We start from the raw sequence: 19,338 nt of genomic DNA, 5'->3' as shown, positions 1-19,338 counted from the left end.
CCAATTGTTCAGCTTCTGAATTTGCCAGAGGCTGCTAAACGAAAGGTTAATACCGCCCCGTTTTGATACGGCGAGGCTGTGGGAAACCACTATTCCACAAAATGCTTTTACAAAAGATCCTGGAGATACGGGATAAGCGGCTCGTCGGCGGGAGGCATTGGATAATCTCTCAGCGCTTTTGGCTTTACCCACTTGATCGCTTGGCCTTCCGCGCCATGTGGAATGCCTTCGTAACGACGGCAGACATAAAGCGGCATCAGCAGATGAAATGTCTCATAGGTATGGCTGGCAAAGGTCAACGGGGCGAGACAGGCAACCTTGGTTTTGATACCAAGTTCCTCATCGAGCTCGCGGACCAACGTTTCTTCCGGCGTCTCACCGCTTTCCACCTTGCCGCCGGGAAACTCCCACAGACCGGCAAGGGATTTTCCTTCTGGCCGTTGCGCCAGAAGAATGCGTCCATCCTGATCAAGCAACGCGCATGCGGCAACGAGCAGTATTGTTCTGCCGGTGGCCTCCATCACGCAGTATCCTTTTGCCAATAACGGTAGGTGTAAGCCGTCGAGAAACCGAATTTCTCATAAAGCGCGATGGCCGGAGCGTTGGTCGTAACGACCTGAAGCCAGGCGGTTTTTGCGCCGCTGATCCGTGCCCAGCGAAGCGCCGAAGTCAGGATTTGCGTTGCGGCACCCTGACGTCTCGTCTCTGGTGCCACGTCGAGTGACAGAATGCCTGCAAGATCATTATCCTGCACGCAGATCACCGTCGCCTGCGGCTCGCCTTCCACCTCTTCTTTTATGAAGAGACCAAGCGTCGGCTTGATGGAGCTGACGATCTCGGCAATTGGAGAACGCAGCGACTGATCTTCGCCGCCGACTTTCAGGCTGGCATCGACAAAACGTCCGATATCGTGCGTGGGAAGATAGGACATGATTTCCGGCAAATCCGCAGATACGAGGTCTGTTGTCATGACATTCACCTCCTCGAAAACGGTCCAGCCGTCATCAATGAGATGAGCCCGAAGCTGCGGCGGCATCAAAGCCGTTTCACGCACGACCAGCGGGCGTCCGAAATCTTCAAAACGCTTGCGGGCCTTTTCAAGCCGCACATCGCTGTTGCCGTAATCCGATGGGTCAAGCGGCACGACACAATTGATTCGCTTGGATGGATGCGAACCCGTCAAACGTATCTGCCAGCTACCATCATAGATAATCGAAGACGCAGGCCAGGCCCGAAAGCTCACCGCTTCCAGACGCCGCACAAGGGGAAGATTAACGGCATTGCCGTGCATATCGACAGCCACCACCAATCAGCTCCGATAATCGCCGTTGATCTCGACATATTCCTTGGTCAGATCACAAGTCCAGACGGTGGCCGTGCCGTTGCCCAGACCAATATCCACCTTCACCGGAATATCTTCGTTTTTCATAACGGCGCTGGCGTCCGCTTCCGAATAATCAGGGTCACGTTCGCCGTTTACCGCAACGCGCACATTGCCGAACCAAATGGCAAGACGATCACGATCTGCCAGTTCGCCGGACTTACCCACGGCCATGACAACACGGCCCCAGTTGGCGTCTTCACCCGCCACAGCGGTTTTGACCAGCGGCGAGTTGGCGATGGACAGGGCGATTTTTTTGGCCGCCGCATCATTTTCGGCACCAGTCACAGTGATTTCCACCATCTTGCGCGCGCCTTCGCCATCGCGAACCACCTGAAGCGCAAGATCCTTCAACAGATCATTCAACGCTTCGCGGAACGAGCCAAGCCTTGTATCGGCAGGGTCTTCAACGCGGACCTGTCCGTCGGCACTGGCAGCACCTGTTGCAAACAGCATCAGCGTGTCGGACGTAGACGTGTCGCTGTCCACCGTCACGGAATTGAATGTCGGCCCAACGCCCGCAGACAAAAGCGCCTGCAATGCCGGTGCAGCAATATCCCCATCCGTCACGACGAAGGAAAGCATGGTCGCCATATCCGGTGCTATCATGCCTGCACCCTTGGCGATTCCATTGATCGTGACCGTCACGCCACCAATCTCCGCAGTGCGCGTAGCAATCTTCGGATATGTATCCGTGGTCATGATGGCTTTGGCAGCCTCCTGCCAGAAATCACCAGAGGCATCGGCATTCATCTGGCCGAGAACGCCTGAAAACTTCGTGGCATCCAGTGGCTCACCAATAACGCCCGTGGAAGCAAGGAACACTTCGTTTTCCGCGCAATTTACAGCGGCGGCAGCGGATTTTCCTGTCAGCTCGGTCGCGGCCTTACCCTTGACGCCGGTAAAGGCATTGGCATTGCCGGAATTTACGACAACCGCACGGGCAACGCCGCCAGCCAGATTGACGCGGCAAAAATCAACAGGGGCAGAGGGGCATTTCGACTTTGTGAAAACGCCTGCGACGCTGGCTGGCCTATCAAAAACGATCAATAAAACGTCGGTGCGGTTCTTGTATTTTATGCCCGCGGCAGCCGTTGCCATACGCACACCGCGAAGGGCGGGCATGTCAGGATAGGATTTGGGGGCAAGCGGAGAAACGGCAGCGGACATATTGGCGGAACCTGCATTCAAACGAGAAGAGATGAAATGAAAACGGGGCGGCTCGCCGCCGCCCCCTCAATCGCAAAAGACTTACTGCTGTGCAGGCGGCTCAGCCTGCTGCTTGCTGGCTTCTTCATAGCCCTTGCGCAGCGTCTCATCAGGAATTTCGATCTTCTGGTCGGCCTTGGCCTTCTCGATCAGGGCAACATATTTGTCGCGCATGACCAACTGACGAACCTGTGCCTCAACCTGATCGTAAGCTGGTGGCGGCGCTACGCGGGTGTCTTCGAGCTTGATAACGTGGAAACCAAACTGCGACTTGACCGGTTCTTTTGTGTACTCGCCCTTTTTAAGTTTGAAAGCAGCTTCTTCGAACTCCGGAACCATGCGGCCTTTGCCAAACCAGCCCAGATCGCCGCCATCATCCTTGTTGGAATCGGTGGACTTTTCCTTGGCCAGTGCTGCGAAATCCTTGCCAGCGTCCAGCTGCTTGATCACATCCTTGGCTTCCTCTTCGGTCGCAACGAGAATGTGGGCAGCCTTGACTTCTTCTTCCTGCGGCAAGCCTGCGACTTCCTTGTCGTAGCGCGCCTTCACCTCTGCATCGGTCACGGCATCAACCACATGCTTGCGGAAATAGGCATTGTGCAATTCGCGATCGGAAATAAAAGCGAGACGCTTCTTGAAATCTTCTGTCTTCTCCAGACCTTCGGCAGAAGCATTCTTTACCAGGAGCTTCACGTCGATAGCGCCGGAGAGAGCAGCAACTTTTTTCTGCTCGTCGGGAAGCTGGGCAAGCTGCGGATCGAGATTGCTCATCGCGAGATCAAGTTCGGACTGGCGAATCTCTAGATTGCCGACCTTTGCGACAACAACATCTTCCTGCGCAAAAGCGGGAAACTGAAGACCAAGCGTTGCCACGATGACAGCCGCCGCAATTCTATTATAGCGCAACATATTAAACCTTTCGGAGACATTGCCGGCTCCAGACGTGGTTTTCCGGCTGAAAAAACTTCCAAACACCGGAATGTGGCCATTCTGTAACGGGCAGAACCGTTGACATCATTTGCCCCCCCTCTTATCTGTCGCGTAACCTCGCGTCCAGATACGTTTCAGGGTGAAGTCTGTCATTTGTGCGTTATTGCAGGCGTCAGACGGAAAATGCCACGGCGAAACGGAATTTCAGAAAGGGCCACTAAGATGGTCAGTCTCGGCGGAATAGCCCGCAAGTTTTTCGGCTCGGCAAACGATCGCCGTGTCCGGTCCTACCGTAGCAATATCACGGCCATTGCCGCGCTCGAAGAGCAGATGAAAGCCCTGTCCAACGAGGCGCTGACGGCGAAAACGGTGGAATTCCGTCAGCAGCTTGCCGACGGCAAGTCGCTCGACAGCCTCCTCGTCCCGGCATTTGCCGTGGCCCGCGAAGCATCGCGCCGTGTTCTTGGCATGCGCCCATTCGACGTGCAGCTGACAGGCGCCATGATCCTGCACTCCGGTGACATCTCCGAGATGAAAACGGGTGAAGGTAAAACGCTGGTCGCAACGCTCGCCGTTTACCTCAATGCCCTGGAGGGCAAGGGTGTTCACGTCGTCACGGTCAACGATTATCTGGCCCAGCGCGATGCCGCCACCATGGCACGCCTTTACAGCTTCCTCGGCCTGACAACCGGTGTCATCGTACACGGTCTGGACGATGACCAGCGCCGTGCTGCTTACGCCTGCGACATCACCTACGCGACGAATAACGAGCTTGGCTTCGATTATCTGCGCGACAACATGAAATACGACAAGCCGCAGATGGTGCAGCGTGGCCACAACTACGCCATCGTCGACGAAGTTGACTCCATTCTGGTGGATGAGGCGCGCACACCGCTCATCATTTCCGGCCCGCTGGACGACCGCTCTGAACTTTACAACACCATCGATGCGTTCATTCCGATGCTTTCGCCGGAAGATTACGAGATCGATGAGAAGCAGCGCTCTGCCAACTTCTCCGAAGACGGTACCGAAAAGCTCGAAAATCTGCTGCGTGATGCGGGGCTTCTCAAGGGCGAATCACTTTACGATATCGAGAACGTCGCTATCGTTCACCACATCAACAACGCGTTGAAGGCTCACAAGCTGTTCCAGCGCGACAAGGATTACATCGTCCGCAACGATGAAATCGTCATCATCGACGAATTCACCGGCCGTATGATGCCAGGTCGCCGTTATTCCGAAGGTCAGCATCAGGCGCTCGAAGCTAAGGAAAAGGTGCAGATCCAGCCGGAAAACCAGACACTGTCTTCCGTCACCTTCCAAAACTACTTCCGCATGTATGCAAAACTTGCCGGCATGACGGGTACGGCATCGACCGAAGCGGAAGAATTCAACAACATCTATGGTCTGGACGTTATCGAGGTTCCAACGAACCTGCCGATCCAGCGTATCGACGAAGACGACGAAGTTTACCGCACCGGCGAAGAAAAGTTCAAGGCGATCATCGAAGAGATCAAATCTGCCCATGAACGCAACCAGCCTGTTCTCGTCGGAACGACATCGATCGAAAAATCCGAACTTCTGGCAACCATGCTGCGCCAGACCGGATTTGAGAATTTCCAGGTTCTGAACGCCCGTTATCACGAGCAGGAAGCCTATATCGTTTCGCAGGCCGGTGTGCCGGGCGCTGTTACCATCGCCACCAACATGGCGGGTCGCGGTACCGACATTCAGCTCGGCGGCAACGTCGATATGCGTCTTGAGCGCGAGCTTGAGGGCATTGAGCCCGGTGAAGAGCGCGACACCAAGGAAAAGGCGATCCGCGAAGAGATCAAGGTTCTGAAAGACAAGGCGCTTGCCGCAGGCGGCCTCTTCGTCATCGCTACCGAGCGTCACGAAAGCCGTCGTATCGACAACCAGCTTCGTGGCCGTTCTGGCCGTCAGGGCGATCCGGGTCGCTCCAAATTCTATCTATCGCTTCAGGATGACCTGATGCGCATCTTCGGCTCTGACCGCATGGACAGCATGTTGCAGAAGCTTGGTCTGAAGGAAGGCGAAGCCATCGTCCATCCTTGGATCAACAAGGCCTTGGAACGGGCCCAGAAGAAGGTGGAAGCACGCAACTTCGAAACCCGTAAAAACCTTCTGAAATACGACGACGTGCTGAACGATCAGCGTAAGGTTATCTTCGATCAGCGTCTGGAACTGATGGAAGCCGACAATATCGGTGAAACCGCAAGTGACATGCGCAACGAAGTCATCGAAGCTCTTGTTACCAAGCATGTGCCTGAAAATGCCTATGCCGAGCAGTGGGATATCGTTGGCCTCAAGGCTGGCATTGAGCGGTTCCTCAACCTTGATTTGCCTGTCGATGAGTGGGCCAAGGAAGAAGGCATTGCCGAAGACGATATTCTACAGCGTGTAACCGAAGTCGCAGACAAGGCCGTAGCTGAGAAGACCGAGCGTTTCGGCGCAGAGGTCATGACCTATGTTGAACGTTCCGTAATCTTGCAGACCATCGACCACCTGTGGCGCGAGCATATCGTCAACCTCGACCACCTGCGCTCCGTCGTCGGTTTCCGTGGTTATGCCCAGCGCGACCCGTTGCAGGAATACAAGGCCGAAGCTTTCGAGCTTTTCCAGGCCCTGCTCTCCAACTTGCGTGAAGAAGTCACGGCACAGTTGATGCGTGTGGAACTGGTGCGTGACGCCCCACCACCTGCTGAATTGCCGGAAATGACCGCGCATCATCTTGACCCGGTCACGGGCGAAGATGACTTTGCCGAACATGCCCTCGACACCTCTGCGGTGTTCGTGCCGCCAGAACAACGCGACCCGAACAATCCCAAAACGTGGGGAAAAATCGGCCGCAACGAGGCGTGCCCCTGCGGCTCAGGCAAAAAATACAAGCATTGCCACGGTGTGTTTGAGCAGGCTTGATCGAACGGTTGAATATAAATGACAAGAAAGGCCCGCAAATTTATTTGCGGGCCTTTTTAGTGAAAAATCAGAGCGATCGCTCTGTGCCAAAAATGGTCACGTCGAGCGCTCGAAATGCACTTACCGGGAATCTTTTTTCTGCCTAAAGAAGATCAGACGTCTTAAATCTGGGTAGAGAAAAATGAAAAATCTGAAAATTGCATGTCTTGCGGCAGCGGCTTCAATTGCCATCGCTAGCCCTTCCTTTGCGGAAGACCTCGTCTTTAGCTTGAAGAACGGCACGAACTCCGTCCTGACCCATTTCTATACATCGCCGGTTGGCGAAGACAGCTGGGAAGGCGATGTGTTTGGCAAGCAGACGCTTGACCCCGGCGAGAGCATCGAAATCACCATCGCTGATGGTCGCAAGGTCTGCAAATACGACATGCGCTTCGAATTTCAGGGCAGCGCCGATTTGGACACCACGACAGATACGCAGAATCTGTGCGAACTTGGCGAATACACGATCGAAGAATAATCTGTATGGGTTGGTGATCTGGCCCCAATCCATTGCGCGAAAGCGGCCAGATCACGCGCAGGAAAAGCAGCGGCAAAATTCGATTGACGGCGAGCGTCGGCTTTCATAACCCTATGCTTCTGCTCATACCATTATTGGACATCACGACATGAAACCCGGTGAACTGGCCGCCTATATTTTTCTCGCCTTTGCGTGGGGATTATCGTTTCTGCTCGTGTTGCATGCCGTAGCAGCCTTCGGATGGGTCGGCGCGGTGACATTGCGTTGCTTTATTGCCAGTTTCACACTGATTGCCATCGCTCGCATGGCGAGGCGCAAACTGGATTTCAGCGCAGGATGGCGCGCCTTCGCAGCTGTTGGCGCCACCACTGTGGCCGGTCAGTTGATCGGCTTGTCCTACGCAACACCGGTGATTGGAACGGCCATGGCCGCCATTCTCGTCGCGAGCATACCGCTGTTTTCTATGCTAATCAGTCAAATCTGGGGACTTGAGAAGATATCACTGCAAAGCATGTTTGGTATGTTTCTGGGTTTCAGCGGCATCATTATTCTTGTTGGATTTCCCGCAGTGCCAGTCACAACAGCCTTCATCCTCGGCTGTGTTGCCTGTTTGCTTGGCTGTATCTGTGCAGCGTTTGGCAGCAATTATGCCAGCCGTTACCTTAAAGGCTCGGGATCATGGGAAATTACCATCGGTTCCTTCCTTGCCGGTGGCATCCTGACACTGCCATTTCTGATCGTGGTGCCTATTCCATCCACACCCAGCATCATGGATATCGCCTATCTTTTCGGCTTGGCGATCGGCATGAGTTCTCTCACTTACATCACCTACTTCAAATTGGTGTCGGCAATCGGTGCGACCAAAACCATCAGTGTCGAATTCGTTGTAACGGTCATCGCCGTCATCATCGGCGCGGTTATTCTGGATGAGCCACTTTCTGCGATTCAGTTCGTTGGGGCAGCTATTATCATTCTTGGTTGCATGTTTGTTTTGGGCGTGGTTCCGAAGCGCAGAGCCGTAACAATGCTGCCATAAGTTTATTTCAGACAAAAATCGCTCAACATATATGAGTATTTCCTTGAAAAAGGGGTCTCAACATCTGGGATGTTTCGATGTATGATTGAAATACCCTGGGTCTGACGATGAAAAATGTGATAAAGATCGGCTCTCGCTGATAAGTTGTACCGCAAAAAGAGCTGATTTCTGTAGCTACCGTGACATCCAAACGCATGAGAAAGACGGTATAAAACCGGCATGGCAAGCGATCCGAACGATCCAGATATGCGAGACAATCGCTTTGCAATGCTGCTGGCAAAGGCTGGGGCTGATCGCCCCGAAGCCGACAGCAGCATTCGCGTCGGGGGTCCGGGTCGCGAATTTTGCATTTATCCGGCACAACTTGGTTATGAGCTTCAGGAAGAACTGGATTTTCTGTCAAACCGGGTGATGGAGCCAAACATCTTTTTCACCGGCAAGCTTCTGGCTCCCGCCATGCCGCGTGTGGATGACCGCTCAGTCCGTTTTGCGTTGATGCGCGATGAGAATGGCTCTCGCAGCCGTATGCGTTTTCTGATGCCCTTCACAGTCGAAAAGCCTGGGTTTTCCGTCGGGCCTTCCATTTTGCGCGCTTGGTCCAATCCCTTTGGGCCACTTGGCACACCGCTTGTGGACGCCGAAGGTGCTGCGGAAACGATTGACAATCTGCTTGACGCATTGGCCCAGCCGGAGCTTCTTTTACCGAATGTTCTTGTACTGCCCACTTTGCGGCTGGACGGAACTTTCGTTCGCATGATCAAGGCAATAGCACTCAGCCGCAACCTTCCCTTGGCGACTGCTGAGCCGCACCGCCGGGTGATGCTGGAGAGCGATGTGGACGCCCACGACTATCTGCAAAAAAATCTTTCCTCAGAACGGTGGGAAGAGATGCAGCAGAACTGGCGTCAGTTGGAGGCAGCAGGAACTCTCTCTCACGAGGTTGCCCGACAGCCTCAGGACATCAGGTTGCGCACGGAGGAGTTTCTGGCACTGGAGGCCAGCGGTTCAAAAGGCCGCAAGCGCTCCGCACTCGTCAGTGACCGTTACAGAGCAGCGTTTGCGCGTGAAGCCATCACCAACTTGGCAGAGACTGATGCTGTGCGTATTCACACCCTCAACCTTGATGGTGAGGCCGTGGCATCCGCGGTGGTATTCATGACGATGGGTGAGGCCTATCTTTGGAAAATGGCTGTTAACGAGGATCATTCCCGTCATTCCATCGACCGGATGTTGATGCAGAAACTGACCGAGTGGCATCTGGACGACGCCAACATTCTGAGAACAGACAGTTGTGCTGCCGATGAAGACGGTATTCTCAATGGTTTCTGGAGCGAGGCCCACGAAATGGGTACTCTGGTCATCGGTCTTTCGCAAAATAGTGACCGCGATGTGAGACAGGTCGCAGCACAGGTTCATATGTATCGAAACACCCGCAATCTCGCGAAAATGCTGCGGGAGAGAATTATGTCATTGGGCCGCAAGAGCAGCGGAACGACATAAGGTGCAAAAAGGAAGAAGGGCTTCACGCCCCTCTTCGCTTCATGAGATGTCAGCGAGACGCTGTCTGGATCATGCGACATAGCTGCGTCAACGCGGCGTCATATCCCCCACCCAGAATATCGACGCAACGTTTTGCAAGCCTGAGCTGCTCGGTGCGCGACATATCATTGTAAGCGGTGATGGCATTACGAACCGCACCCGGAGATGCTGTTCCGGGAGCGCCCGGAGTACCCGGCGTGCCAATCCCCACGCCAACACCAACGCCCACTCCCGTCGTTCCACCAACGCCGACATTGACGTTCGTGTTGAGGCCACTTCTGCCACCCACGGACGCGTTTACATCCGCATTGACACCACTTCGACCGCCAACCGATGCATTGACATCAGCGCCCAAACCGCCACCGCTGCGCCCACCTATATCGGCACCGGCATTAACACCACCGCTGCCCCCAACAGACGCACTGGCGCTTACTCCGCCCCTGTCGTTGCCGCCGACACTCGCACTCACTCCCCCAACGCTGACATCCAGCGCATATGCGTTGAAAGGCAACGCAAGACAGGCGGTCAAAAACAAAGAAGATGATATTTTTCGCATGGTTCTCTCCTCCTCGTGGGTCTCGTTGAACACATAAAGGCAAGCTAACCCACTGGAAGAAATAATATATAAGTATTTCCTTTAATTGAAATCCCTAATAATAAGATATAACTAATGTTTCATTATTGGCAGTTTCACGGCCTGTATCATTGTGACACTGTTTGTAGGAAACGATGACAGAAGAGTAGCGCGCGCTTCAAGGACAACTTGACTCGTGACGCGAAGAGCGAGCGAGAAACCCACGCCGAAACAAAAGAGGAATAAAATTGTTCCGCAACCTGACACACATCGAACCGAAGACCCGCAGGGGTCGGTCGAATTCAGGCAATTTCCTCAGAGCCTTACTTTCCAAAAGGATGCCACCCGGCGGCTAGTGCCTAAGGCGGCTTCTGCGCAGAAGCCATTCATTCTGCTTTTCGAATTTTTTGGATGACTTGGGTCCAATGTAGCTGATGGATTTCATATTGTGGCAATGAAGCACTAAGAGACGGCTTTCTAGCTGTTGTCGACTTGATTGAAAGGACAGCAAGTTAGGTCAATTCCGAAAAGTTTCGTAGTCTCCCGGTCTGAGCACCTCACATTGCTTATGGTCGCCACTCTACGACGCGGCATTGACTCGTCACTATACAAACAGCCTGGGACGTCAACAAAAGTTTGACAACGCAGTGACTAAGAAAATGAAGCAGCCCACTGCCCAATCCAAAACCTTGTTGCAGCGGCTTGCCGCTATGCCTGACAAGCTGTTCAGTAGTGCGTTTGAATTTCAGTATGGCGCCATATGCTATCAGAAAACACATGACGGGTCTGATATCGAGGTTCTTCTCATAACGTCGCGAGGTACCGGTCGTGGGATCATCCCAAAGGGCTGGCCTGTGGATCAGAAGAAGCCGCATCAGGCAACCCAGATCGAAGCGTTGGAAGAGGCTGGTGTTATGGGCCGGGCGCGCAAAAAACCGGTCGGTCGGTACACATATCTTAAGTGACTCGAGACCGGATACGTCGCGCCATGTTATTGTGGACGTGCTCCAAATCGAAGTAACATGGTGTCGTTCTGCGGGAGCAAGCGTTTCCTAAGCAGCCGTGGAGAGGTCTGTTTGGGAATCTGCGGAGTCCCTGTGGCTGATCGTGACGATGGTACCAGGGCCAGCATCCGTCAGATGTATCTCTCCTTGCAGCTTTTTGACAAGCGCCTCCACAATGCCCGTCCCAAGTCCGCCCTTGGGCGCCTCGTCGCCAACAGACATACCGACGCCGTTGTCCGAGATCGAAAGCGTCCAGGCATCGCCGGTCGAATGATAGGCGATCTCGATCAAACCCGTGCGCTCATCGGGAAAGGCGTGCTTCAGGGCGTTTATGACAAGTTCGGTGACAATAAGCCCCAGGCTGATGGAAACGTCCGCTCCAACGACACTTTTATCGACCGTTACCTGGATCGAGAGTCTGTCAGGATCAGCGATCATCGATGCCCCAAGGCTCTGGGAGAGCTGGGTCAAATAGGGGCGGAGTTCCACGTTGCCGCCGTCGGTCGCAGAGAGTTGCCGTTGCAGCGTTGCGATCGACATCACCCGGTGGTGGGCGTTTTGGATATGACCGCGGGCCTCGTCCGACTGAACGCGGCGCGCACTCTGCATCAGAACACTTGCGATGATCTGGAGGCTGTTTGCGACCCTGTGCTGAACCTCCTGGAGCAGCATGGCCTTGTCGCGAACGAGGTCCTCTTTTAAACGCGCTTCCGCCCGCATTTCGGTGACGTCCGTTATGGCCACAAGCAGACGAATTCGGTCGACATCGCCGTCATCGAGTCTCTGAGCATTGACCACCAGTTGCCGTGTCTTCTGGTCTGGCCGTTTGAGATCGATTTCGTAGGCTTCGATGTTTGCACTTCCCGATGCGGTCGCGCTCAGCAGCGACGCCAGCTTCGGCATTGCCCATTCGCCGTTTCCAAGGTCACCGAGGCTTTTACCGCAAACCGTCGCGGGATCGATGCCAAAGGCTCGACAGAACGAAGCGCTCGCCGCAATCACCGTCTGGTCGTCTGACAGGAAAAGCAACGGCTCGTTGGATGAAACAACGACGGCCAACGTGCTCGCCGCTTCGAAATGTGCTGTCGGGGTCATTGGCATAGGGCCCTCAAGGGCCGGAGACTCACGGAGCGAGTCATCACTCGGCAGATCAACTGATCAGCAACAGTGCCAACGTCGACATTCTTACCATAACACGCCTCGTGAGCAGTTCGGTCATATTAAATGTATGGGTGGGCGACCGTTGCTACAGCACTGCATCAATTGGTTTGCATGGATTGATTTCGCGTTGACAGCTTCATACACAAGGAGCGCCTGTGAGGGCAGCCAATTCCCCGCTTCCGGTTGCTTAGCCAGCGGCCACCATCTCCCGGATGGCATTGATGACGCGGGAACGGTCGTAAGGTTTGCTGAAGAACCGGCCTTGAACAGGCAGCAGGTCGTCACTCAACTGCTGATGACCAGACGTCACAATGATCTGTACCGGTGGCCATCTGTCCCGCACCGCCGCCGCGAGCTTCAAACCATCCATGGTGCCCGGCATGTCAACGTCGGTGAACATAACTTTGATGTCGGGATTTCTATTAAGAATGGCGATCGCCTCATCGGCGTCAGCCGCCTCGTGTACGGTGAACCCTTCATCCTCTAGGAACGTCGTGATGTCCATGCGAATGAGAATTTCGTCTTCAACGACGAGCACCGTGATCCCATTATGCGCCATCCCTCACCATCCCCTGCCCCTTTGTGCCGTTGGTATGTCTTTTTTATATGTCGGACGAACTCTTGTAACGCGCCAAGCGATGGAATGATCCGTAGGAAAAGCCATATTGTCATACTACTCTCCGCTGGAACTCCGACCGGATGCACGGCGGTCGTCTTACCTCGGTATCCGGCGATCGTCAGTGTAGGCAAAGAGTGGTTTGCGCGGTACATCCAATGGTAGATATACGCCGAGGAAAAACTAAAGGTTGACAAAAGGCCGTAATGGTCATATTCATTCAAGTGTCGATATTTTCTTGCTGAGCTTTGGTTATTGCGCGACTGGCACCGCGCCCTGAACGAACCCTCCCTTTAAGACAATCGCATCATCATCCGCAACGCTTACGCGTGGCGGTCTTCTATATATTTCTATGAAAGGGTTCATCATGACCACTGGCACAGTTAAATGGTTCAATTCCACAAAGGGCTTCGGCTTCATTCAGCCTGACAACGGCGGCGAAGACGCATTCGTTCACATTTCGGCCGTAGAACGCGCCGGAATGCGCGAAATCGTTGAAGGCCAGAAACTGAGCTACGACTTGGAGCGCGACAATAAGTCGGGCAAGATGTCGGCCTGCAATCTTCAGGCTGCTTAAATCGGTATCTGCTTTCCTTTGACCACGGATGTACTGGCACTGTCGAAAGCGAATTACCAATGAGGTCAGGCAGATTGCCTGGCCTTTTTTTGTGCGTGATGGCTATGCAGCTCACGAAGGTTGATCATGTGCCGCAATACCAGGAGGTTCCTATGACGGACCAAGCCAACGAACTTCAGGCGATCAACACGGCCTGGCAGATCGCCATTCAGGAAATCCTCAGGATGGTCGTCCGCGATGTTTACAAATCCGGGGACGAAGCATCCTTCCACGCGCATATCAAACGCATCGAAGAGGCAGCGGTTGACAGCATCTATACCGGGCTGATGCTGCGAGGTACCGATGAATGGACCGAGGTTCTCGTTAAAGAAAAGGCCAGCAATTTCGTGACGACGCTTCTGACATCGTTTACGTACGACAAGGTCTGATCATCTCTACGGCGCACTCCCGACTTCTCCGGATACCACCGTGTAGCGTATCGGAAAAGAAGGCAAGTTGATTTCTGACCGACCCCCGATAAGGCCGCCTCTCTTGGTGTGGTCACTTCATTTTAATCCACTCGCCTAGTGTGATTAAAGAGAGATGCAACCTTTTTGAGCAAGGGGAGTTTCCTCAACGGTTTACACCTGCTTTTGTAACCCGCCACGCGGTGGGTTCTTTATCTTCCGAGGAGATCCTGTATGAACTCAATCATTTATTTGGTGGGGCTAGTCGTCGTCGTATTGTTTGTTCTCTCACTTTTGGGGCTACGTTGATGGTAGATTCGACCGGTATTGAACCAAACAACAACCGCAGCTATGTCGATTGGCCTGCTATCTTTGCAGGTGCAGCGATCTCATCAGGCGCTGTAGCAGTCCTCACCGCTTTTGCCGGGGGACTGGGTCTCAGCTCGATCTCTGCGAATGACGGCGGAGACATAAGCACGATATGGCTGATCATCACGGCGCTGTTCGTCGTTATTTCGATGGTTGGTTCTTATATGCTCGGCGGCTATATAACGGGTCGCATGCGCAGGCCAGCCGGGTCAGCTGACCGAAATGAATTAACGATCCGCGATGGTGTAAACGGCCTCGTCGTATGGGGCCTTGGAACCGTTGTTTCCGCTGTTCTGGCATTGAGCGTCGTCACCGGTGCAGCAAAGGCAGTTGGAAGCGTAGCGCAGACTGCGGTTGAGGCGACGGGATCTGTGGTTGGTGGCGCAGCACAAGGCGCTGGTCAGTTGGCTGGCGGTATCGCCTCAGCAGCCGGGAGCGCAGTTGGTGGGATTGCACAGGGTGCAGGCCAAGCCGCGGCGCCGACTATCGAACAAGCTCTGCCCCAGGGCGCGAAGTCGAACCCTGTCGACTATTTCACTGACGTATTGTTGCGCACGGATCCCCAAACCACGCAACCTGGTGACCAGAATGTCGTGGATTTCCAGCGCCAGGCTAGCGGCGTACTTACCAATCTCCTTACTACGGGCGAAATTTCCGATGCCGATCGGACATGGCTTGCAAACCAGATTGCAGCGCGCACGTCGATCAGCCAAGCTGATGCCCAAACTAGAGTGAACGAGACGGTGGGACGGATACAGGCTATCAGGACTGACGCACAAAAGAAGGTGGATGACGCCAAAAAGCAAATCGAAGATTTGCAGGCTCAAGCCGCTAAGGCGCTTGAAGAAGCCAAAACCAAGGCCGCTGACGCAGCGGAAAAGGCGAGAGTTGCTGGTATTCTCTCAGCGTTCCTCCTCGCTGCCTCGGCCCTCATATCGGCTGCTGCTGCCTATATCGGAGCGGTCCATGGCGGTCGCCACCGGGATGAGGGTCGGATCTGGGGCGGTCTGAACTACAACAAGTAGTCGCTCATCTTAAAACGACAGGCCTTCCCTAATCAAAGGAGGCCTGTCTTATTGTTTACGAAGAAAACGCTTTTCGCAATGTACATATCTGCGACGTGATGACTCCCTATATCTTGACCGCAGATGAACCCGCGTTAAACAACACCAAAGAAGGTCAGCCGTGTCTGGCCTTTTTTGTTGCGCAGAAGATAATCATGTCATCGCGCGAATATTCTCAGACGGACATCATTGTAATTTTGACGGTCAGCGGCGACGGCCCATTTTGCCACCTGACCTCAATGCTTCCGGACGATCTTCGCGAGTCTCCGCGACACACTCGCAACCCTTTCCTGATCTCATGCATTTATCGGCCTCTATGCAACTCGATCTGGAGCACGCACATGACAAAACAACCACGCAAAGAATATGTCAGGGGCCAATCGCCTCGTGGCGATTTCGAAACCACCAAAACATCTGCAACGAATGCAGAAGATGAGCGGGTTACTGCAAACCGAAAGAAGACGAAAGCGTTGCAGGCTGCAAGGCTTGCAAGAGAAACACAGTTCCCGACCATAGCTGTAGAATCCACTGACTAGGTGAGAAAGCCCAAAGCTGTCACACACCTGGGACGTGTGTGTCATGCTGCCGACGCAAGCCAGGCCCGTAGCGAGGGCGATCTATATTTCGTCGAGTTTGTTGCAAAACCATGAAAAATAAAATCCAAAGGGAAATCAAATGCAAGCCAGGTGGTTTGGACGCGCCAATTCAGGATTCCGGCGTGACATGCGTGTTGTGGACGGCAAAAAGACCGATGGTTTGATCTATGTTCTGGAGGTCGAGTACGCGTTGTTTATCGCCATGTAGATCAGGGCTGCCTTGACCGCCGGGGCGATCCCGATCTGCGGCCGCCAGAATCCGATGAATTCCTTGAACTGGTGGGGGCCGAATGCCAGAGCTGTAATTCTCCCTTGGCCGGGGATGGTCATATCGGTGGCCCAGCCTAAGATGATGAACGTGCCGTTCGTGCAGACGAAGGCCAGTGACGCTACCGAGCTTGACCGGCACTCGGCTTTCGATCGCATCGTCAATCTCGGAAAACCGACGGCCTTTGGAACGTCCTATGGAGGTGGTTCACGCGCCGGAGGTATGAAACCATTCCCACCTCTTCCTTGAACGGATGCCGTGCTAATTTTTCCGGCATCACGATCCTTACCCAACGCTATCGATAACGCAGTTTGCGTGGCCGACCCCTTTCAGTTTACCGAGATCGTAGTCTTGGGGGAGAGACAGCGCTAAAGATTACATTGGGTACAGTTACTAAGAGACTGGGCTCTTTCAAGGTGCTTCGGTCTCTTGATCTTCAAATAAAGGAGCGCAAGTACACGCTTCGCATCCTGAGCGTATTGGTAAATACGAGCGACGGAGATATCTATTTTGACAAACACCCCATCGGCACACTGGAGCCCAAGGAGCGTGACATCTGCCGACCTTCCGCGAGGCCATTGGCGTGCCGGCCGCAGATGGCTCCCCCCCCCACGGCAGGTGCCGTTGCATAGTTGGCCAGATCGTCGTAGCAAAGGACGATATCGGCGACCGTGCCAAAGCGGACTGTCCGTGCCAGCCGCGTCAAGGTCGCCCCAAAGCTCATCACTTCGATGTCCGTGTCCTCGCCTGAAAGGCGAAAACCCGAAACTTCTACACCATCGATTTCGCCAAGCCTACGCCGCAGGATCACTTGATGGTCTTTCTTTTGGGGCTATAGCGCGGTCAGTCGCAGATAGGTGGCGTAATTGATGGGCATGATGCTGCCGTGATTGGCCCCTTCGGGGATCGAGATGCGGTCGGTCGCATCATACCAGTGTTCAAAGTCGCGGGTTGCGACAGCACCATACTTGCCTAGTCGATACTGATCAAACAAGACGATCGTCTCATCACCAAGGCGGACAGCAGTAGGCCCCTCCACCCAATCTTTCGTGATCGGGTCTGAAATACGTCCGAAGGGCCCAAATGGGCTTCGGGCCGCAGTCCAGCGGATGTTTTTGTTTTCCGGCATACTGCGCTCGTCCTTGATCAACAGCACCAACCCATCTGCCGTACGCAGAAAACTGGCATCGATCACATTAAAACCCGGATCGAACAGAAGACGTGGCTCCGAGAAAGTTATGAAGTCGGGCGTGGTGACGCAGTAAATACGGTGATCGCGGATGTTCGTGCCGGTGTATACCCCGCCTCGGTCATCGACAACGGTGCTCGACCAGAAGATGACGAACTGGTTCGATGTCGGGTCGTGGATGATTTCGGGAGCCCAGCAATTGCGCACGCCGGGCATGGCGTCCATCACCGGCAACGAACGTTGCTCGGACCATCGCACCAAATCGGGCGAAGAAGCGTAGCCGATGGTCTTGCCACTCCAGGAAGTGGTCCACACCAGATGATAGACTTCGCTGTTGGGATCCGCGAGCACGAAGGGGTCCCGCATCAGCTGCGATTCACCCACTGCCGGTTCCAATAAGGGGCGGCCCTGATTGATCGGCCGATAGGTCAATCCGTCATCGCTGACCGCGAGCCTCATGCCCGATTTTCCATCGTCCGAATTGGTAAAATAGCTGAACAGGAAGAAATTCTCGGCGGCACTGGTCATGGGGCACTCGTTTGAGGAGAGAAAGGTGGACCGACAATCGTATTCCACCTCCCTCATCACGGCTCGGGGAAGTTTCAGTTGATGACGATGACATTGGGGTTCCAGCCATCCGGAACTGGCGATGGTCGCGTTATCTCGACATCGGACAGTGACAGGTTGGCGACATTGTAACTGAACAGGCCCGGCATGCCGCCCGGATAATCGTTGAGACCAATAATGCGGCCATTATCGTCACGTACCCAGGCGCCAACACGGCCCGCGGCGTCCTTGGACGGGGTAAGGTCTGCCTCGGTGGGCCGAATATCCTGCTGTTGCCCGGTGCCCAAGACGCCCGGACGTTGAGTGAGCCTAACACCATTAATCGTGACCTCAGCAATATCACCCGGCCGGGCCGCATAGAAATTGACAGCCCCTTCATGCACGCCTGTCATGTTCTCAACGAGGATGCGGCGCACTTTGCCGGCAGGAACACTAGAACGCCGGTCGAGCTGCGTAATGGTCAGAGCTTCACCCGAGCCCCAGAAGCCGAAAGGGGTCTCGCGACAATCCAGATCGACATTACGATAGCTTATGTCACAAATTTCCCCGCCATCGCGCGACAGGATACCGAGGCCGCGGTTGCATCCCTCTAGAGTGCAATTGTCGACGCTGACGCGCTCAACATTGCCAAACGTTTCCGTGCCGATCTTGATAGCGCAGCTGCCGCTTTCGATGATGCAGTCGGTGATCGAGATGTCGGTGCAATGCCATTGCGGCTGACTCTGGCAGGTCTTGAGAACCACGCCGTCGTCTGCTGTCCGGATTACGGAATTGCGAACACTGACGTTGACGCATCCATCCAGGACGAGCCCGTCTGTATTGGGCATTCGCATGTCGTTGAGCACCTTGTAGCCATCGACAGTCACGTTGGTGCAGTGGATGAGATGCATGGTCCAGCTGGAGGCTTCGCGCAGCGTCAGCTGCTCGATGCGGACGTTGCTGCTCTCTTCCAGAACCACGGTCCGCAACCTGGGCTCAAGGGGAATATAGACGCCAGCCTCGGCGTCGTCGCCGGCCACGAAATGTGAGCCGCCACCATCAATCGTGCCGAGGCCTGTGATGGAAACGTTTTCAAGATTTTGACCGAGGATCATGCATCTCTCGCTTCCCTCGACACGCATGGTTGAGATGTTAGCTTCATACAGAGCGTGATCAGGAACGGGTGAGAGCACGGCACCGTCCTCGAGGTGAAGATCAATGTCACTCTTCAATTGCAGTGGGCCGCAGACGTGCTGGCCGGGGAGCAGCCTGACCTGTCCGCCACCGGCGGCGGAGAGCTTGTCTATTTCGCCCTGTAGGTGATCGGGTGCGGAACCCGGTGCGATGTTGATTACAATTGTCATGATCAATCCTGG

The 19,338-nt window shown here is 54.5% G+C and carries 19 protein-coding genes and 1 pseudogene; 9 read left to right on the top strand and 11 right to left on the bottom strand.

Annotated elements, in window-relative coordinates:
• Positions 1 to 107: 107 nt before the first annotated feature.
• The 4 genes from mutT to RMR16_RS20610 all read right to left on the bottom strand — a co-directional run bounded on the left by mutT (position 108) and on the right by RMR16_RS20610 (position 3,499).
• On the bottom strand, positions 108 to 521 hold the full coding sequence (gene mutT / locus RMR16_RS20625) for an 8-oxo-dGTP diphosphatase MutT (RefSeq protein WP_320197985.1): 414 nt from the start codon (positions 519 to 521) through the stop codon (positions 108 to 110).
• Positions 521 to 1,291, bottom strand: coding sequence for a GNAT family N-acetyltransferase (locus RMR16_RS20620; RefSeq protein WP_320197984.1), 771 nt, complete (start codon positions 1,289 to 1,291; stop codon positions 521 to 523). The genes mutT and RMR16_RS20620 overlap by 1 nt, the downstream gene beginning before the upstream one ends.
• A gap of 18 nt (positions 1,292 to 1,309) precedes the next feature.
• Positions 1,310 to 2,551 carry a bifunctional glutamate N-acetyltransferase/amino-acid acetyltransferase ArgJ gene (argJ, locus tag RMR16_RS20615; RefSeq protein WP_320197484.1) on the bottom strand — a complete coding sequence of 414 codons (1,242 nt, stop codon included), beginning with the start codon at positions 2,549 to 2,551 and terminating at the stop codon, positions 1,310 to 1,312.
• Between the two features lie 81 nt (positions 2,552 to 2,632).
• Complete coding sequence (locus RMR16_RS20610) at positions 2,633 to 3,499, bottom strand: peptidylprolyl isomerase (protein ID WP_320197483.1); 867 nt, start codon at positions 3,497 to 3,499, stop codon at positions 2,633 to 2,635.
• Between the two features lie 243 nt (positions 3,500 to 3,742).
• Between RMR16_RS20610 and secA the strand changes: the two genes are divergently transcribed.
• The 4 genes from secA (at position 3,743) to RMR16_RS20590 (ending at position 9,513) form a co-directional block, all read left to right on the top strand.
• A complete protein-coding gene (gene secA, locus RMR16_RS20605; protein ID WP_320197482.1) occupies positions 3,743 to 6,460 on the top strand; it encodes a preprotein translocase subunit SecA in 2,718 nt (905 codons plus the stop codon).
• Between the two features lie 181 nt (positions 6,461 to 6,641).
• Positions 6,642 to 6,977: a hypothetical protein gene (locus RMR16_RS20600; RefSeq protein ID WP_320197481.1), complete on the top strand. Its 336-nt coding sequence runs from the start codon at positions 6,642 to 6,644 to the stop codon at positions 6,975 to 6,977.
• Between the two features lie 148 nt (positions 6,978 to 7,125).
• Positions 7,126 to 8,013, top strand: a complete 888-nt coding sequence (locus RMR16_RS20595; protein ID WP_320197480.1) for a DMT family transporter — start codon at positions 7,126 to 7,128, stop codon at positions 8,011 to 8,013.
• A gap of 219 nt (positions 8,014 to 8,232) precedes the next feature.
• Entirely contained in the window at positions 8,233 to 9,513 is a 1,281-nt protein-coding gene (locus tag RMR16_RS20590; RefSeq protein ID WP_413785918.1) for a GNAT family N-acetyltransferase, read from the top strand.
• 49 nt (positions 9,514 to 9,562) lie between these two features.
• On the opposite strand, the gene RMR16_RS20585 is transcribed toward RMR16_RS20590, so the two are convergent.
• A complete protein-coding gene (locus tag RMR16_RS20585; RefSeq protein WP_320197479.1) occupies positions 9,563 to 10,108 on the bottom strand; it encodes a hypothetical protein in 546 nt (181 codons plus the stop codon).
• A gap of 677 nt (positions 10,109 to 10,785) precedes the next feature.
• Here RMR16_RS20585 and RMR16_RS20580 point away from each other — a divergent pair.
• Positions 10,786 to 11,149, top strand: a pseudogene (locus RMR16_RS20580) (NUDIX hydrolase); the annotation flags it as partial.
• A 29-nt stretch (positions 11,150 to 11,178) separates the two neighbouring features.
• On the opposite strand, the gene RMR16_RS20575 reads toward RMR16_RS20580, so the two are convergent.
• Together RMR16_RS20575 and RMR16_RS20570 are read right to left on the bottom strand one after the other, a co-directional pair.
• Positions 11,179 to 12,231 (bottom strand): sensor histidine kinase, encoded by a 1,053-nt coding sequence (locus tag RMR16_RS20575; RefSeq protein ID WP_320197478.1) that lies wholly within the window; start codon positions 12,229 to 12,231, stop codon positions 11,179 to 11,181.
• Between the two features lie 247 nt (positions 12,232 to 12,478).
• Positions 12,479 to 12,850, bottom strand: a complete 372-nt coding sequence (locus tag RMR16_RS20570) for a response regulator (RefSeq protein ID WP_320197477.1) — start codon at positions 12,848 to 12,850, stop codon at positions 12,479 to 12,481.
• A 424-nt stretch (positions 12,851 to 13,274) separates the two neighbouring features.
• Here RMR16_RS20570 and RMR16_RS20565 point away from each other — a divergent pair, with 424 nt between their 5' ends.
• From RMR16_RS20565 to RMR16_RS20550, 4 genes are all read left to right on the top strand, one after another.
• Positions 13,275 to 13,484, top strand: coding sequence for a cold-shock protein (locus RMR16_RS20565; RefSeq protein ID WP_320197476.1), 210 nt, complete (start codon positions 13,275 to 13,277; stop codon positions 13,482 to 13,484).
• Between the two features lie 152 nt (positions 13,485 to 13,636).
• Complete coding sequence (locus tag RMR16_RS20560) at positions 13,637 to 13,912, top strand: hypothetical protein (RefSeq protein WP_320197475.1); 276 nt, start codon at positions 13,637 to 13,639, stop codon at positions 13,910 to 13,912.
• Between the two features lie 326 nt (positions 13,913 to 14,238).
• A complete protein-coding gene (locus tag RMR16_RS20555) occupies positions 14,239 to 15,324 on the top strand; it encodes a hypothetical protein (RefSeq protein ID WP_320197474.1) in 1,086 nt (361 codons plus the stop codon).
• Between the two features lie 113 nt (positions 15,325 to 15,437).
• Positions 15,438 to 15,899, top strand: a complete 462-nt coding sequence (locus tag RMR16_RS20550; RefSeq protein WP_320197473.1) for a hypothetical protein — start codon at positions 15,438 to 15,440, stop codon at positions 15,897 to 15,899.
• A 225-nt stretch (positions 15,900 to 16,124) separates the two neighbouring features.
• Here RMR16_RS20550 and RMR16_RS20545 read toward each other — a convergent pair whose 3' ends face one another.
• From RMR16_RS20545 to RMR16_RS20530, 4 genes are all read right to left on the bottom strand, one after another.
• Positions 16,125 to 16,385, bottom strand: coding sequence for a hypothetical protein (locus tag RMR16_RS20545; RefSeq protein ID WP_432355146.1), 261 nt, complete (start codon positions 16,383 to 16,385; stop codon positions 16,125 to 16,127).
• 347 nt (positions 16,386 to 16,732) lie between these two features.
• Positions 16,733 to 17,038: a hypothetical protein gene (locus RMR16_RS20540; RefSeq protein WP_320197471.1), complete on the bottom strand. Its 306-nt coding sequence runs from the start codon at positions 17,036 to 17,038 to the stop codon at positions 16,733 to 16,735.
• A gap of 21 nt (positions 17,039 to 17,059) precedes the next feature.
• Positions 17,060 to 17,944, bottom strand: coding sequence for a glycoside hydrolase family 43 protein (locus tag RMR16_RS20535; protein WP_320197470.1), 885 nt, complete (start codon positions 17,942 to 17,944; stop codon positions 17,060 to 17,062).
• Between the two features lie 74 nt (positions 17,945 to 18,018).
• Positions 18,019 to 19,326 (bottom strand): glycoside hydrolase family 28 protein, encoded by a 1,308-nt coding sequence (locus RMR16_RS20530; protein WP_320197469.1) that lies wholly within the window; start codon positions 19,324 to 19,326, stop codon positions 18,019 to 18,021.
• Positions 19,327 to 19,338 lie beyond the last annotated feature (12 nt).

It is taken from the genome of Agrobacterium sp. rho-13.3, assembly GCF_033957765.2.
GTDB lineage: Bacteria > Pseudomonadota > Alphaproteobacteria > Rhizobiales > Rhizobiaceae > Agrobacterium.
This window is presented reverse-complemented; position numbering and strand designations above follow the sequence as displayed.

Coding starts and splice junctions, on each gene's coding strand:
- mutT (WP_320197985.1), bottom strand. CDS start 521: ATGGAGGCCACCGGCAGAACAATACTGCTCGTTGCCGCATGCGCGTTG.
- RMR16_RS20620 (WP_320197984.1), bottom strand. CDS start 1,291: ATGCACGGCAATGCCGTTAATCTTCCCCTTGTGCGGCGTCTGGAAGCG.
- argJ (WP_320197484.1), bottom strand. CDS start 2,551: ATGTCCGCTGCCGTTTCTCCGCTTGCCCCCAAATCCTATCCTGACATG.
- RMR16_RS20610 (WP_320197483.1), bottom strand. CDS start 3,499: ATGTTGCGCTATAATAGAATTGCGGCGGCTGTCATCGTGGCAACGCTT.
- secA (WP_320197482.1), top strand. CDS start 3,743: ATGGTCAGTCTCGGCGGAATAGCCCGCAAGTTTTTCGGCTCGGCAAAC.
- RMR16_RS20600 (WP_320197481.1), top strand. CDS start 6,642: ATGAAAAATCTGAAAATTGCATGTCTTGCGGCAGCGGCTTCAATTGCC.
- RMR16_RS20595 (WP_320197480.1), top strand. CDS start 7,126: ATGAAACCCGGTGAACTGGCCGCCTATATTTTTCTCGCCTTTGCGTGG.
- RMR16_RS20590 (WP_413785918.1), top strand. CDS start 8,233: ATGGCAAGCGATCCGAACGATCCAGATATGCGAGACAATCGCTTTGCA.
- RMR16_RS20585 (WP_320197479.1), bottom strand. CDS start 10,108: ATGCGAAAAATATCATCTTCTTTGTTTTTGACCGCCTGTCTTGCGTTG.
- RMR16_RS20575 (WP_320197478.1), bottom strand. CDS start 12,231: ATGCCAATGACCCCGACAGCACATTTCGAAGCGGCGAGCACGTTGGCC.
- RMR16_RS20570 (WP_320197477.1), bottom strand. CDS start 12,850: ATGGCGCATAATGGGATCACGGTGCTCGTCGTTGAAGACGAAATTCTC.
- RMR16_RS20565 (WP_320197476.1), top strand. CDS start 13,275: ATGACCACTGGCACAGTTAAATGGTTCAATTCCACAAAGGGCTTCGGC.
- RMR16_RS20560 (WP_320197475.1), top strand. CDS start 13,637: ATGACGGACCAAGCCAACGAACTTCAGGCGATCAACACGGCCTGGCAG.
- RMR16_RS20555 (WP_320197474.1), top strand. CDS start 14,239: ATGGTAGATTCGACCGGTATTGAACCAAACAACAACCGCAGCTATGTC.
- RMR16_RS20545 (WP_432355146.1), bottom strand. CDS start 16,385: ATGCGATCGAAAGCCGAGTGCCGGTCAAGCTCGGTAGCGTCACTGGCC.
- RMR16_RS20535 (WP_320197470.1), bottom strand. CDS start 17,944: ATGACCAGTGCCGCCGAGAATTTCTTCCTGTTCAGCTATTTTACCAAT.
- RMR16_RS20530 (WP_320197469.1), bottom strand. CDS start 19,326: ATGACAATTGTAATCAACATCGCACCGGGTTCCGCACCCGATCACCTA.